14 protein-coding genes are annotated in these 11,165 nt (G+C 70.3%); 5 read left to right on the top strand and 9 right to left on the bottom strand.

Annotated features, from left to right (window positions below; genetic code table 11):
- Positions 1–75: 75 nt before the first annotated feature.
- The 5 genes from mqnE to ACFCZF_RS05395 all read right to left on the bottom strand — a co-directional run bounded on the left by mqnE (position 76) and on the right by ACFCZF_RS05395 (position 4,882).
- On the bottom strand, positions 76–1,239 hold the full coding sequence (gene mqnE / locus ACFCZF_RS05415) for an aminofutalosine synthase MqnE (protein WP_376670526.1): 1,164 nt from the start codon (positions 1,237–1,239) through the stop codon (positions 76–78).
- A gap of 45 nt (positions 1,240–1,284) precedes the next feature.
- Positions 1,285–1,743 (bottom strand): Lrp/AsnC family transcriptional regulator, encoded by a 459-nt coding sequence (locus tag ACFCZF_RS05410; protein WP_121748517.1) that lies wholly within the window; start codon positions 1,741–1,743, stop codon positions 1,285–1,287.
- 67 nt (positions 1,744–1,810) lie between these two features.
- Positions 1,811–2,491 carry a UbiX family flavin prenyltransferase gene (locus tag ACFCZF_RS05405; protein WP_310871876.1) on the bottom strand — a complete coding sequence of 227 codons (681 nt, stop codon included), beginning with the start codon at positions 2,489–2,491 and terminating at the stop codon, positions 1,811–1,813.
- Positions 2,492–2,522: 31 nt separating this feature from the next.
- A complete protein-coding gene (gene mqnP, locus ACFCZF_RS05400; RefSeq protein ID WP_376670525.1) occupies positions 2,523–3,428 on the bottom strand; it encodes a menaquinone biosynthesis prenyltransferase MqnP in 906 nt (301 codons plus the stop codon).
- Positions 3,425–4,882, bottom strand: coding sequence for a menaquinone biosynthesis decarboxylase (locus ACFCZF_RS05395; protein ID WP_376670524.1), 1,458 nt, complete (start codon positions 4,880–4,882; stop codon positions 3,425–3,427). Before ACFCZF_RS05395 ends, mqnP begins: the two co-directional genes overlap by 4 nt.
- Before the next feature lie 88 nt (positions 4,883–4,970).
- Between ACFCZF_RS05395 and ACFCZF_RS05390 the strand changes: the two genes are divergently transcribed.
- On the top strand, positions 4,971–5,288 hold the full coding sequence (locus tag ACFCZF_RS05390; protein WP_376670523.1) for a PLD nuclease N-terminal domain-containing protein: 318 nt from the start codon (positions 4,971–4,973) through the stop codon (positions 5,286–5,288).
- A 76-nt stretch (positions 5,289–5,364) separates the two neighbouring features.
- Here the strand turns inward: ACFCZF_RS05390 and ACFCZF_RS05385 are convergent, their stop codons facing one another.
- The 4 genes from ACFCZF_RS05385 to ACFCZF_RS05370 all read right to left on the bottom strand — a co-directional run bounded on the left by ACFCZF_RS05385 (position 5,365) and on the right by ACFCZF_RS05370 (position 8,454).
- The gene (locus ACFCZF_RS05385) at positions 5,365–6,273 is read right to left on the bottom strand and encodes a hypothetical protein (RefSeq protein WP_376670522.1); all 909 of its coding nucleotides are present in this window, start codon (positions 6,271–6,273) and stop codon (positions 5,365–5,367) included.
- 15 nt (positions 6,274–6,288) lie between these two features.
- Complete coding sequence (locus ACFCZF_RS05380) at positions 6,289–7,176, bottom strand: helix-turn-helix domain-containing protein (RefSeq protein ID WP_376670597.1); 888 nt, start codon at positions 7,174–7,176, stop codon at positions 6,289–6,291.
- Between the two features lie 260 nt (positions 7,177–7,436).
- Complete coding sequence (locus tag ACFCZF_RS05375) at positions 7,437–7,550, bottom strand: DUF397 domain-containing protein (RefSeq protein ID WP_376670596.1); 114 nt, start codon at positions 7,548–7,550, stop codon at positions 7,437–7,439.
- Positions 7,498–8,454: a Scr1 family TA system antitoxin-like transcriptional regulator gene (locus ACFCZF_RS05370; RefSeq protein ID WP_376670521.1), complete on the bottom strand. Its 957-nt coding sequence runs from the start codon at positions 8,452–8,454 to the stop codon at positions 7,498–7,500. The genes ACFCZF_RS05375 and ACFCZF_RS05370 overlap by 53 nt, the downstream gene beginning before the upstream one ends.
- Positions 8,455–8,567: 113 nt before the next feature.
- On the opposite strand from ACFCZF_RS05370, the gene ACFCZF_RS05365 reads away from it, so the two are divergent.
- The 4 genes from ACFCZF_RS05365 to ACFCZF_RS05350 all read left to right on the top strand — a co-directional run bounded on the left by ACFCZF_RS05365 (position 8,568) and on the right by ACFCZF_RS05350 (position 11,103).
- Complete coding sequence (locus ACFCZF_RS05365; RefSeq protein ID WP_376670520.1) at positions 8,568–9,194, top strand: hypothetical protein; 627 nt, start codon at positions 8,568–8,570, stop codon at positions 9,192–9,194.
- A gap of 61 nt (positions 9,195–9,255) precedes the next feature.
- Complete coding sequence (locus ACFCZF_RS05360) at positions 9,256–9,957, top strand: DUF6232 family protein (RefSeq protein ID WP_376670519.1); 702 nt, start codon at positions 9,256–9,258, stop codon at positions 9,955–9,957.
- On the top strand, positions 9,954–10,301 hold the full coding sequence (locus ACFCZF_RS05355; protein ID WP_376670518.1) for a hypothetical protein: 348 nt from the start codon (positions 9,954–9,956) through the stop codon (positions 10,299–10,301). The genes ACFCZF_RS05360 and ACFCZF_RS05355 overlap by 4 nt, the downstream gene beginning before the upstream one ends.
- Positions 10,302–10,353: 52 nt before the next feature.
- Positions 10,354–11,103 (top strand): TioE family transcriptional regulator, encoded by a 750-nt coding sequence (locus ACFCZF_RS05350; protein WP_376670517.1) that lies wholly within the window; start codon positions 10,354–10,356, stop codon positions 11,101–11,103.
- Positions 11,104–11,165 lie beyond the last annotated feature (62 nt).

The raw sequence follows: 11,165 nt of genomic DNA, 5'->3' as shown, positions 1-11,165 counted from the left end.
TTAGGGCGGGGGGGGGGGTAGGGGAAACGCCACAAACAACCCCCACCGGCCCGCGGCCGGAGAACTACCGCAAAATCACACCCGCATCGGCTGCGGCGACTCCCGACGCTCCGCGTCGGGCCCCTCGAACTCCCGGATGATCTCGTACCGTGTGTTCCGCTCCACCGGCCGGAAGCCCGCGTCGCGGATCAGGTCGAGCAGATCCTCGCGGGTCAGCTTGTTCGGCGTGCCGAAGTCGTCCGCGTCGTGCGTGATCTTGTACTCGACGACCGAGCCGTCCATGTCGTCGGCGCCGTGCTGGAGGGCCAGCTGGGCCGTCTGGACGCCGTGCATGACCCAGAAGACCTTGACGTGCGGAACGTTGTCGAAGAGCAGGCGCGAGACCGCGAAGGTCTTCAGCGCCTCCGCGCCGGTCGCCATCTGTGTCCGGGCCTGGAGCCGGTTGCGGACCTTGCCGTCCTGCATGTCCACGAAGTCGTGCTGGTAGCGCAGCGGGATGAAGACCTGGAAGCCGCCCGTCTCGTCCTGGAGCTCGCGCAGGCGCAGTACGTGGTCCACGCGGTGGCGCGGCTCCTCGATGTGGCCGTAGAGCATGGTGCACGGGGTCTTCAGACCCTTCTCGTGCGCCAGGCGGTGGATGCGCGACCAGTCCTCCCAGTGGGTGCGGTGGTCGACGATGTGCTGCCGCACCTCCCAGTCGAAGATCTCGGCGCCGCCGCCGGTCAGGGACTCCAGACCGGCGTCGATCAGCTCGTCGAGGATCTCGGAGGCGGACATCCCGGAGATGGTCTCGAAGTGGTGGATCTCGGTGGCCGTGAACGCCTTGAGCGACACGTCGGGCAGCGCGGCCTTCAGCTCCCGCAGCGAGCGCGGGTAGTAGCGCCACGGCAGGTTCGGGTGCAGGCCGTTGACGATGTGCAGCTCGGTGAGGTTCTCGCCCTCCATCGCCTTGGCGAGCTTCACCGCCTCCTCGATGCGCATCGTGTACGCGTCCTTCTCCCCCGGCTTGCGCTGGAAGGAGCAGTACGCGCAGGAGGCGGTGCACACGTTGGTCATGTTGAGGTGGCGGTTGACGTTGAAGTGGACGACGTCGCCGTTCTTCCGCGTCCGCACCTCGTGCGCGAGGCCGCCGAGCCATGCCAGATCGTCCGACTCGTACAGCGCGATGCCGTCCTCGCGGGTCAGCCGCTCCCCGGAGCGGACCTTCTGCTCCAGCTCCCGCTTGAGCCCGGCGTCCATGCGATACCTCTTTCTGAGACTGACTCGTAAAACCGTACGCCCCTGCTACTGGACCTCTTCCGGCAGCTCGCCCACCCGGTTCTCCCACTTGGTGGAGAGCACGATGGTGGTGCGGGTCCTGGACACGCCCTTCGTGCCCGACAGCCGGCGGATGATGCTCTCCAGGCCGTCCACGTCGGCCGCGCGCACCTTGAGCATGTAGGAGTCGTCACCGGCGATGAACCAGCAGTCCTCGATCTCCCGCAGGTCCCGCAGGCGCTGCGCCACGTCCTCGTGGTCGGCGGCGTCGGAGAGCGAGACGCCGATCAGGGCGGTGACGCCGAGGCCGAGCGAGGCGGCGTCCACGGTGGCCCGGTAGCCGGTGATGACGCCGGCCGCCTCCAGCCGGTTGATGCGGTCGGTGACGCTGGGTCCCGACAGTCCGACGAGGCGCCCCAGCTCCGCGTAGGAGGCCCGGCCGTTCTCCCTCAGGGCCTGGATGAGCTGCCTGTCCACCGCGTCCATGCGATCGAAGCCTTCCACTGAAGAGTTCTGAAGATGTGGGTAACAAACGTGTGGGGGGAGGTGGTGCTCAGGTGGTGGGGCGGGCCCCGCCGAGGTCACCGCGCCAGCGGCGGTAGAGGTCGTGCTCGACGCCCGCCGCGTCGAGGACGCGTCCGGCGACGAAGTCCACCAGGTCCTGGATGTGCGTCGCCCCCGCGTAGAAGGCCGGCGAGGCGGGCACCACGGTCGCGCCCGCGTCGTCCAGTGTCACCAGGTGCCGCAGCGTCCGGCCGTCCAGCGGGGTCTCCCGCACGGCCACGACCAGCTTGCGCCCCTCCTTCAGGGTCACGCTCGCCGACCGCTGCAACAGGTCCTTCGAGAGCCCGAGCGCGACGCCCGCGACCGAGGCCGTCGACGCGGGCACGATCAGCATGCCCTTGGCCGGATACGACCCCGAGGACGGCCCGGCCGCGAGGTCGCCCGCGCTCCAGTGCCGTACCCGGTCGCCGGCCAGGTCGACGTCGAAGGTGCCGGGCTTGCCGTCGGCGCCCCGGGACAGCCAGGTGTGCAGGTCGGTCCGCCAGTGGGCGTCACGGAAGGAGATGCCGGTCTCGTCGAGCAGGGTGAGCCGCGAGGCCCGGCTGACCACCAGGTCGACGCTCTCGCCGGCGGCGAGCAGGGCACGCAGTACCGCCGCCGCGTACGGCGTACCGGATGCCCCCGACACCCCCACGATCCAAGGCGCGCGCTGCGTCTGTCCTGGCTTCATGATGCCGAGCCTAGTCGCAGGCTCATGGTGTTCAGACCGTGAGGCCCCGCACCAGCAGGTCCAGCAGCGCGCACACGAACAGGGCGATACCGATGAAGCCGTTGACCGAGAAGAACGCCCTGTTCAGGCGGGACAGGTCGTGTGGGCGCACGATGGTGTGCTCGTAGACGAAGGCGCCCGCGACGATCAGCAGGCCGAGCCAGAAGAGGACGCCGGCGTCGGTGGCGACGGCGTACCAGGCGAACAGCGCCGTGGTGACCGTGTGGCAGACGCGGGCGCCCCAGATGGCCGCCGGGATGCCGAAGCGGGCCGGGACCGACTTCACGCCGACCTGCCGGTCGGTCTCGACGTCCTGGCAGGCGTAGATCAGGTCGAAGCCGCCGATCCAGATGCCGACCGCGAGCCCGAGGATCACGGCCTCCCAGGACCACTCGCCGGTGATCGCCAGCCAGCCGCCGATCGGGCCCATCGCCTGGGCGAGGCCCAGGATGGCCTGCGGGAAGTTCGTGAACCGCTTGCCGTACGGGTAGACCACCATCGGGACGACCGCGTTGGGGGCGAGGGCGAGGCAGAGCGGGTTGAGCAGGGCGGCGGCGCCGAGGAAGACGACGAGGGCGATCAGCGCGCCGGTCCAGGCGTGCCTGACCGACATCGCGCCGGTGACCAGTTCGCGGTGGGCGGTGCGCGGGTTGCGGGCGTCGATCTCGCGGTCGATGATCCGGTTGACCGCCATCGCGAAGGTGCGCAGGCCGACCATGGCGACGGTGACCAGGAGCAGCCGGCCCCAGTGGATGTTCTCGTCCCACTCGTACATCGCGGTGAGGGCGGCGATGTAGGCGAAGGGCAGCGCGAAGACCGAGTGTTCGATCATCACCAGGCGCAGGAACGCCTTGGTGCGCCCCGGCTGCTGCGGCAGCGCGGCGGAAGCCGACGTCACAGTCCGTACTCCTTCCAGCGGCGGTCGACCTTCGCCGCCGTCTCGGGGTCGGACAGCACCATGTCCGGCCAGCCCCCGTCCCGCGTGTACCCCTCCTCGGGCAGCTTCTTCGTGGCGTCGATGCCCGCCTTGCCGCCCCAGAACTGCTGGTAGGAGGCGTGGTCGAGGTGGTCGACCGGGCCTTCGACGACGGTGAGGTCACGGCCGTAGTCGGTGTTGCCGAGCGCGCGCCAGGCGACTTCGTGCAGGTCGTGGACGTCGCAGTCGGAGTCGACGACCACGATCAGCTTGGTCAGGGACATCATGTGGGCGCCCCAGATGGCGTGCATGACCTTCTGCGCGTGCTTGGGGTACTTCTTGTCGATCGAGACGATCGCGCAGTTGTGGAATCCGCCGGCCTCGGGCAGGTGGTAGTCCACGATGTCCGGCACGATGATCTTCAGCAGGGGCAGGAAGAAGCGCTCCGTGGCCCGGCCCAGCGGGCCGTCCTCCGTCGGCGGGCGGCCGACGACGATCGACTGGAGCAGCGGACGCTTCCGCATCGTCACGCAGTCGATCTTCAGGGCGGGGAACGGCTCCTGCGGCGTGTAGAAGCCGGTGTGGTCGCCGAACGGGCCCTCGGGCAGCATCTCGCCGGGCTCCAGCCAGCCCTCGATGACGACCTCGGCCTGTGCCGGTACCTGGAGCGGGACCGTCTTGCAGTCGACCATCTCGATCCGCTTGCCCTGGAGGAACCCGGCGAAGAGGTACTCGTCGATGTCGCCGGGGAGGGGGGCGGTGGAGGCGTAGGTCACGGCGGGCGGGCAGCCGAAGGCGATCGCGACCGGCAGGCGCTCGCCGCGCCGGGCGGCGACCTGGTAGTGGTTGCGGCTGTCCTTGTGGATCTGCCAGTGCATGCCGATGGTGCGCTTGTCGTGGCGCTGGAGGCGGTACAGGCCCAGGTTCCGGATGCCCGTCTCGGGGTCCTTGGTGTGGGTGAGGCCCAGGTTGAAGAAGGAGCCGCCGTCGTCGGGCCAGGTGAAGAGGGCGGGGAGCCGGTCGAGGTCCACGTCGTCGCCGGTGAGGACGACCTCCTGCACGGGCGCGCTGCCCGGCTTCACCTTCTTCGGCGGTACGTGCGTCATCGCGCCGAGCTTCCCGAAGGCCTCGCGCACGCCGACGAAGCCCTGCGGCAGCTCGGGCTTCAGCAGCCCGCCGATCTTGTCCGAGATGTCGGAGTACGACTTCAGCCCGAGGGCCTTGAGCAGGCGCCGGTCGGTGCCGAAGACGTTCATCGCGAGGGGCATGTCGGAGCCCTTCACGTTCTCGAAGAGCAGGGCGGGGCCGCCGGCCTTGTTCACCCGGTCGACGATCTCCCCGACCTCCAGGTGCGGGTCCACCTCGGCCTTGATGCGCTTGAGGTCGCCCTCGCGCTCCAGCGCCCTGAGCAGCGAGCGAAGATCGTCGTAAGCCATGCGGTCCAGTATCCCCGAGCGGCTACCCTGGCCCTGTACCTGGGGGCCGTGACGCGTCCCCAGCCCACCGCTTCCGCTGGAGAGGCCCATGCTCCGGGTGCTGATGTTCCTCGTGCCACTGGCACTGAGCGTCTACGCGTTCATCGACTGCATCAGCACGAAGGACGCCGACATCCGCCACATGCCCAAGCCGCTGTGGGCGATCCTCGTGCTGCTCTTTCCGCTGGTCGGCTCGATCTCCTGGCTCATCGCCGGCAAGAAGCGGCAGCCGGCGGGCGCTTCGCCCCGGCAGGGCGGCGGGCGGCGGCAGTTCGTGGCGCCGGACGACAATCCGGAGTTCCTGAAGTCCCTCGACGACGACAAGAAGCGGGACAAGGACAAGGACGAGGACCCCAAGGGCGACTGACCGTCAGCGGGCGGACTCGGTGAACTTCTCGACCCCGGTCCGCGATTGCCGCGTGCGACGGGCCCTGAACAGCGGGTTACTCGTCCTCGAAGATGTCTTCGGCCCCGAGGGCGGTGACAGCACGTGTGAGCCACTGCCGAAGGACCTCAGGGTCGCAACACGCCGTGATACGCCCGCGCACAGCGTCGGAGACGTCGAGGCCACGCTGCTCGAGAACAAGAAGGACGTCCTCGGCGCCGCGCTGGACACGTCCCTTTGTGAGACCTACTTCGAGACCTTGCTCGCGGCCCTGCTCGCGGATCTCTTCGGAGATGTACGACTTGTAGAAGGAGAGGTCCGCGGCCACCAGGTTCCTCCAGAGGTGCTTGGCCGGGCGGTTGCCCATGCCCTGTGCGGTGAATTCGACGATGGGGTCCGCGACGTCTTCGGGCGCGTCCCGCAATGCGGTGGACAGGGCCTTCAGTATCGCATTGATGACTGGTTCGGCGGCGTGTGTGATGGCCGCCAGGCTCGCCAGCACCAGGTCGGCGCGGGCCTCCTCGGGGTCGGTGATCACCGGCATGTTATGCGGGCCTGCGACCACGGGCCGCAGGGTGAGGGTAGGCAGCTGGGGCGGGCCGCTGCTCACCGACCGCTGGGCCCACTTGGCCGTGGCGTGGTCCTGGCAGACGACCAGGAGGGCGGCGGGGAGCCGGTACTTCGTCCACAGGTACGAGACGTAGTACGCCCAGCTCGCGGGCTTGTCCGGGTCCTTCTTGCCCTGGGCCTCGACGGCCAGGAGGAACGGGCCCTGCTCTGCCGTCTCGAAGCGCAGGAGCGTGTCCACGCGGCGTTCGACGGGGCTGGCCTCGGTGAGGTCGGTCGGCAGGGCCGTTGCCCCGATGGGTTTGGGGATGTCGACGTCGAGGAAGCGTGAGACGCGGCTGAACAGTCCCGGGTCGTGCTGGAAGATGCGGTGCATCGCCTCGTGCGATGGGCTGACCATGGGGTTCCGTTCGGGTCAAAGGTGGGCGGCGGCTGTTCGGCAGTCACTGCAGAGGGTTTCGCGCTCGGGGGCGCGGAAACCCCGGTCGCAGCCGTCGCAGTTGCGCAGTGAGTGCCGGGGCGGCGGTGGGTCGGACGCCGGGGCCCGGAACGGGGCCGGGGGCGGCAGCCGGTCGGCGATGCGGTGGGCCAGGAGGGCGGCCGGGCGGCGTAGGGGCTCGTCCGGCAGGTCGGTCGTCAGGGCTTGGCGTACGGCTGTGGGGCGGATGTCCCGCTCCAGCCAGGCGGCGACGCCGGGCGCCAGATGAGCCGTGTCGCTCGCGGAGAGCAGCAGCCGGGAATCGTGTCGCCGCAGGTCGGCGAGGAGATCGATGGCCGTCTGGAGGAGCGCGGAGGCCTTGCTACTCGGCTGCGGTACGGCGGGGAGCGCCTTGCGTCCCGTCCGGCGCGGGTGGGACATGCGCCCCGATCCCGTGCCTGTGGGCCGGGCCGGACCCGTCGGCCGCCCGGGACAGTCTGCGTCTGTCGCCCGGCGTCGGGCCCGGGGATCGTTGCAGGAGACGGTGCGGGTGACGACACGGCCGTCGGTCGCGCGCTTGCGTTCCCGGCGGAGGTAGCCGTGGGTCTCCAACTCGCGCAGGGCCGCGCTAATGCGGGCCGCGCCCTCCTTGAAGCGGGCGGCCAGGCTCTTGATGTCCACGGAGGTGCCGCCGCGCACGGACTGGATGTACAGGCCCAGGCCCCTCGCCACCAGGGAGAGGTCCGGGTGCTGGGCAAGGTGGTTGCCGACCACGGTGAAGCTGGCGGTGTGGCGGACGTTGTCGTGGATGACGCCCGAACGGGGGTGGTTGTCGCCAACGGCGGACTGGGCGCGCGAGGGCACGCTAAGGTCTTGGGTATCCATCAGGAAGGGCCTAACTTCCTCGGTGGTCAGGCCCTCGTCGGCGACGCTACTCACCGACGGGGGCTGACATATGTCAGCGGTTATTGCGCTGAGAGTAAGGGAGTTGGGGGCCCTGAACGCCAGCCCAACCAGGGATGTTCACCCAGGCGAGTGAGTCGACGCCGTGGGCGGGGGGGTGGGGCTTGGTGGGGTTCTTTTCCCCAAGTGGTCCTTATAGGGGTCGCCCGCAACCCCGGAACACGAGAACCCGGGTTCCGGTGTCAGCGCAGGGCCGAGGTGAAGGCGGACCAGGCTGAGTGGCCGACGAACAGGGCGGGACCGTCAGGGCTCTTGCTGTCCCGGACGGGGACGACGGCGGGGAAACCGGGGGCGATTTCGACGCAGTTGCCGCCGTTGGCGTCGCTGTGGCTGCTCTTGATCCAGGTCGCCGCGCTGAGTTCGTGCCTGTCCATGACCCTCGTACCTCTCCATCGCGTCGCTGATCAAGGCGGCGGACTCGGGGGCCGACAAAGCATCCGCCCTGAGCACATCATATGTCTGGCTATGGCGGGCGTAGACGGCTGGATCGTCATTGAAATGGCCACGGTCAAGAGACTCCGAGTACACCCACTCGTGGCCATCAGGCAGCCGGAGCAGAGACATTGAGCCGCTGGGTCGCAGCAGCCCGGGACGGTCGGCGAGAGCGACCTGGATACGGACGTTGGGCCGACGCCCGATGCGGAGCAGGTGCGCGCACTGATCGCGCATGACGGCGTAACCGTCCATGATGTTGCGCAAGCAGCTCTCGTCGAGGACGACGACGTACAGCGGACCGTCGTCACACCACAAACGCCGCTGCCGACTCAACCTGGCACGGACGCGCTCCTCCAGCACCTCGCCGCTGACGAGACGCGAGAACAACGCCCGCGCATACCCCTCCGTCTGCAACAGCCCCGGCACCACCCGCTCCTGATACTCCCGCAGCGCCACCGCCTCCGCGTCCATGTCGGCCCGGCGCTGGAACCAGTCCGGATGCTCCACCTCCGGATACCAGTCGATCCGCCCCCACAGCCGCGCCAGCACCCCACCCGCGCCCAGCAGCTCGTCGCACGTCTTCGCGAACATGTCCTGCGGCACCCGCGTCCCCGCCTCCACCCGGGCGATGTGCGACCGGTCGCAGGGGATGCGGGCCGCCAGCCCCTCCTGCGTGAGCGTCGCGGCTTCCCGGAAGTGGCGGAGCACCTCGCCGAACACGGCGGCCGTACTCACGCCCGAACCACCGGCGTTGCGTCGTCCCACGGCCCCCGCCTCCCCTCCCCTTCGTGACAGTGGACGTGTGTCACGCGTCAAGCGTTGATACCGAAGGTTTCCCTCGGCGACTCTCGATACACCCAGAGTGACGGAGGTTGAGGATGGAACCGGTGGAAGCGGTGCAACCCGGCACGCTCGTCTACGACCCGCGCACCCGCAAGGTCGGTGAGTACCGGGGCGAGGCGGGGCCCTGCGCGATGCTGCGCCCCGTCGGCGGCGGCCGGGAGTGGCAGGCCGACCCGGCGCTGATCCGGACGGCGACGGCCGAGGAACGGTTGAGCGCCGGCGTGCGGGCGGCCAATGGCCGTTCCTGCGGCGGCCTGTTGGCGGCACCGCCGCTGGTCGACGTGGGGCCGCCGCCCGTGCCGGTCACCGGCTGCGCTTCCTGCGCCCGGCTGGCCGAGCGCCGCGCACACGCACGGGCCGCCGGGGACGGCAGCGCGGAGACCGACGCCGACGTGCTGCTGGCCCGGCACCAGCGCCATGAACACCGTGGACGCCGGCTCTTCCGGTACGTACCGTTCGCCATCGTCCAGGACCCGTCGGCACTGCCCGAGTACCAGGCGCACTGCGTGTCCGGCGACGACGCCGACTGCGGCGCCACGTCCGGGCCCCGCCAGACCCCGGCGGACGTCGAGGAGTGGCAGCGCGGGCACACCCAGGAGACCAGGCACACCCGCTACCGGCGCTGCTTCGCCGACTACGCGGTGCTGGAGTGCCGTGCCTGAGGGTCGCTAATGTTCGTCCTTCAGTGACGACCCATCACATGGCAGGGGGCATCGACAGGGCATGGACAGACCCGAGAAGCCGGAGACCGTGCCACAGCGGCCACCGGAGCCGCCACCGCAGTCTCCGCCCGCCTTCCCGTCCCAGGCGGCCGGCGGCGACAGACCCTGGCACAACCGGGGCGCCACTCCCCCGCCCCCGCCTCCGCTGCCCCCGCACCTGGCGGGCGGTGTCGAACTGCGGGTCGGCAAGCGGCTGCTGTGGGTCGGCGGCGCGGCCTACCCGGTGCGGAACATCACGCGGGTGTACACGTTCCTGCTCACCCCGCGGCGCGGTGAGGCGACCCTCCTCTTCTTCAAGCGCCTCGGGATCATCCTGGCGGTGGCCATCGCCCTGACGATCCTCGGCGGCATCACCGGTTTCGGCGGTGACCGCGCGGCCGCGGAAGGGTTCATCACGTTCGTCTGGATCGGCGCCGTCGTGGCGCTGGTCTACTGCGCCGCAGTTCTGGGGTCGGTCCTGACCGCGGCCTCGCACTGGGTGCTGGCCGTGGAGACGTCCGGGGCGTCCACGGCCCTGGTGACCAGCACGGACACCCAGCACCTCAACCAGCTCGTCGGGCACGTCGTGAACGCGATCGAGAACCCCGAGGCCGAGTTCCAGGTGACGGTCGAGACGCTCGCGATCAACCCCCGGAACTACCACTTCGGCGACAACGTCAACATGTACGGCGGATCGGGCAACGTGGGGATGGGGAAGGCATGAGCGGCGACAGCTACCACTACGGGGACAGCGTCAACATGTACGGCGGGACCAACAACACCGGCATGGTGAAGAACGCGGCGCCGACCGCCATGGATCCCGAACTGCGCGCCGCCATCGAGGGGTTGACGGCACAGCTCCAGGAACTGCGCGCGCAGGTGCCGCCCCTGGGCGCGCAGACCATCGACGAGTCCCTGCCGGTCCTGGCCCCCGACGCCGTGGTCCAGCCGCAGACCCGCGCCCGCGCCCTGATGGCCGTCGCCGGCGTCGCCGCGACCGCCGGGGCACTGGGCGTGCCGATCGTGGAAGCGGTGAACACGATCCTCCAGCTCCTGGGCGCGCAGTAGCGGACGGACGGTAACGGGGCGAGGACGTTGGCCGCGCATAGGCTGCGGGCCGATGAAGAGCGACGAGCGCCGTCTCCGTACCGTCGACCTGGCCCGCCCGGCCGGTCTCTCGACGCAGCAGATCCGCAACTACGAGGACGCCGGGGTCCTTCCCCCGGCCGGGCGGACCGGGTCCGGGTACCGCGTCTTCGGGGAGGTGCACCGGCACGCGCTGACGACGTACCGGGCGTTGCGGCAGGGGTACGAGCCGGTGACGGCGACGCGGGTCATGCGGGCCGTGCACGACGGGGACGTGTCCGGTGCACTCGCGCTCGTCGACGCGGCGCACGCCGCACTGCACGAGGAGCGGGGCTCGCTGCGGGCCGCGAGTGAGGCGCTGGAGGCGCTGGAGGCGCTGGCACGGGAGGAGCCCGAGCCGTCGGACGGCCCGGCCCGCTCGGCCCGCTCGGCCGACGGTCTGCGCATCGGCGAGGTCGCCGCGCTGATCGGCGTACGGACGTCCGCGCTGCGGGTGTGGGAGGCGGCGGGGCTGCTCGCGCCCGGGCGGGAGCGGGGCACGACGTACCGCGTGTACGGACCCGCCGACGTCCGCGACGCGCGGCTCGTGCGTACGCTGCGCCGCAGCCATTACCTGTTCGACCAGATCCGCCCCGTCCTGGACGGACTGCGGCGGGAGGGGAGCAGTGAGGCGCTGCGGGCGGCGGTCGAGGCGCGCGGGCAGCTCCTCACCGCGCGGACCCGGGCGATGCTCGCGGGAGCGGGTGCGCTGCACGCCTACCTGGAGGAAACGACGGCCCGGTAGCGGGGGGCGTACCGCCGTTCGAGAGGCCATCCGTTCCGTTGAACCGTGCCGACACACCAGGT

Origin of the sequence: Streptomyces sp. NPDC056296, from assembly GCF_042268605.1 — a bacterium.
GTDB lineage: Bacteria > Actinomycetota > Actinomycetes > Streptomycetales > Streptomycetaceae > Streptomyces.
The sequence above is the reverse complement of the archived record's forward strand: the minus strand, read 5'-3'. Positions and strand labels throughout refer to the sequence as shown.

Coding starts and splice junctions, on each gene's coding strand:
- ACFCZF_RS05390 (WP_376670523.1), top strand. CDS start 4,971: ATGCTCCGGGTGCTGATGTTCCTCGTGCCACTGGCACTGAGCGTCTAC.
- ACFCZF_RS05380 (WP_376670597.1), bottom strand. CDS start 7,176: ATGGATACCCAAGACCTTAGCGTGCCCTCGCGCGCCCAGTCCGCCGTT.
- ACFCZF_RS05410 (WP_121748517.1), bottom strand. CDS start 1,743: ATGGACGCGGTGGACAGGCAGCTCATCCAGGCCCTGAGGGAGAACGGC.
- ACFCZF_RS05365 (WP_376670520.1), top strand. CDS start 8,568: ATGGAACCGGTGGAAGCGGTGCAACCCGGCACGCTCGTCTACGACCCG.
- ACFCZF_RS05385 (WP_376670522.1), bottom strand. CDS start 6,273: ATGGTCAGCCCATCGCACGAGGCGATGCACCGCATCTTCCAGCACGAC.
- ACFCZF_RS05405 (WP_310871876.1), bottom strand. CDS start 2,491: ATGAAGCCAGGACAGACGCAGCGCGCGCCTTGGATCGTGGGGGTGTCG.
- ACFCZF_RS05355 (WP_376670518.1), top strand. CDS start 9,954: ATGAGCGGCGACAGCTACCACTACGGGGACAGCGTCAACATGTACGGC.
- ACFCZF_RS05350 (WP_376670517.1), top strand. CDS start 10,354: ATGAAGAGCGACGAGCGCCGTCTCCGTACCGTCGACCTGGCCCGCCCG.
- mqnE (WP_376670526.1), bottom strand. CDS start 1,239: ATGGACGCCGGGCTCAAGCGGGAGCTGGAGCAGAAGGTCCGCTCCGGG.
- ACFCZF_RS05360 (WP_376670519.1), top strand. CDS start 9,256: ATGGACAGACCCGAGAAGCCGGAGACCGTGCCACAGCGGCCACCGGAG.
- ACFCZF_RS05395 (WP_376670524.1), bottom strand. CDS start 4,882: ATGGCTTACGACGATCTTCGCTCGCTGCTCAGGGCGCTGGAGCGCGAG.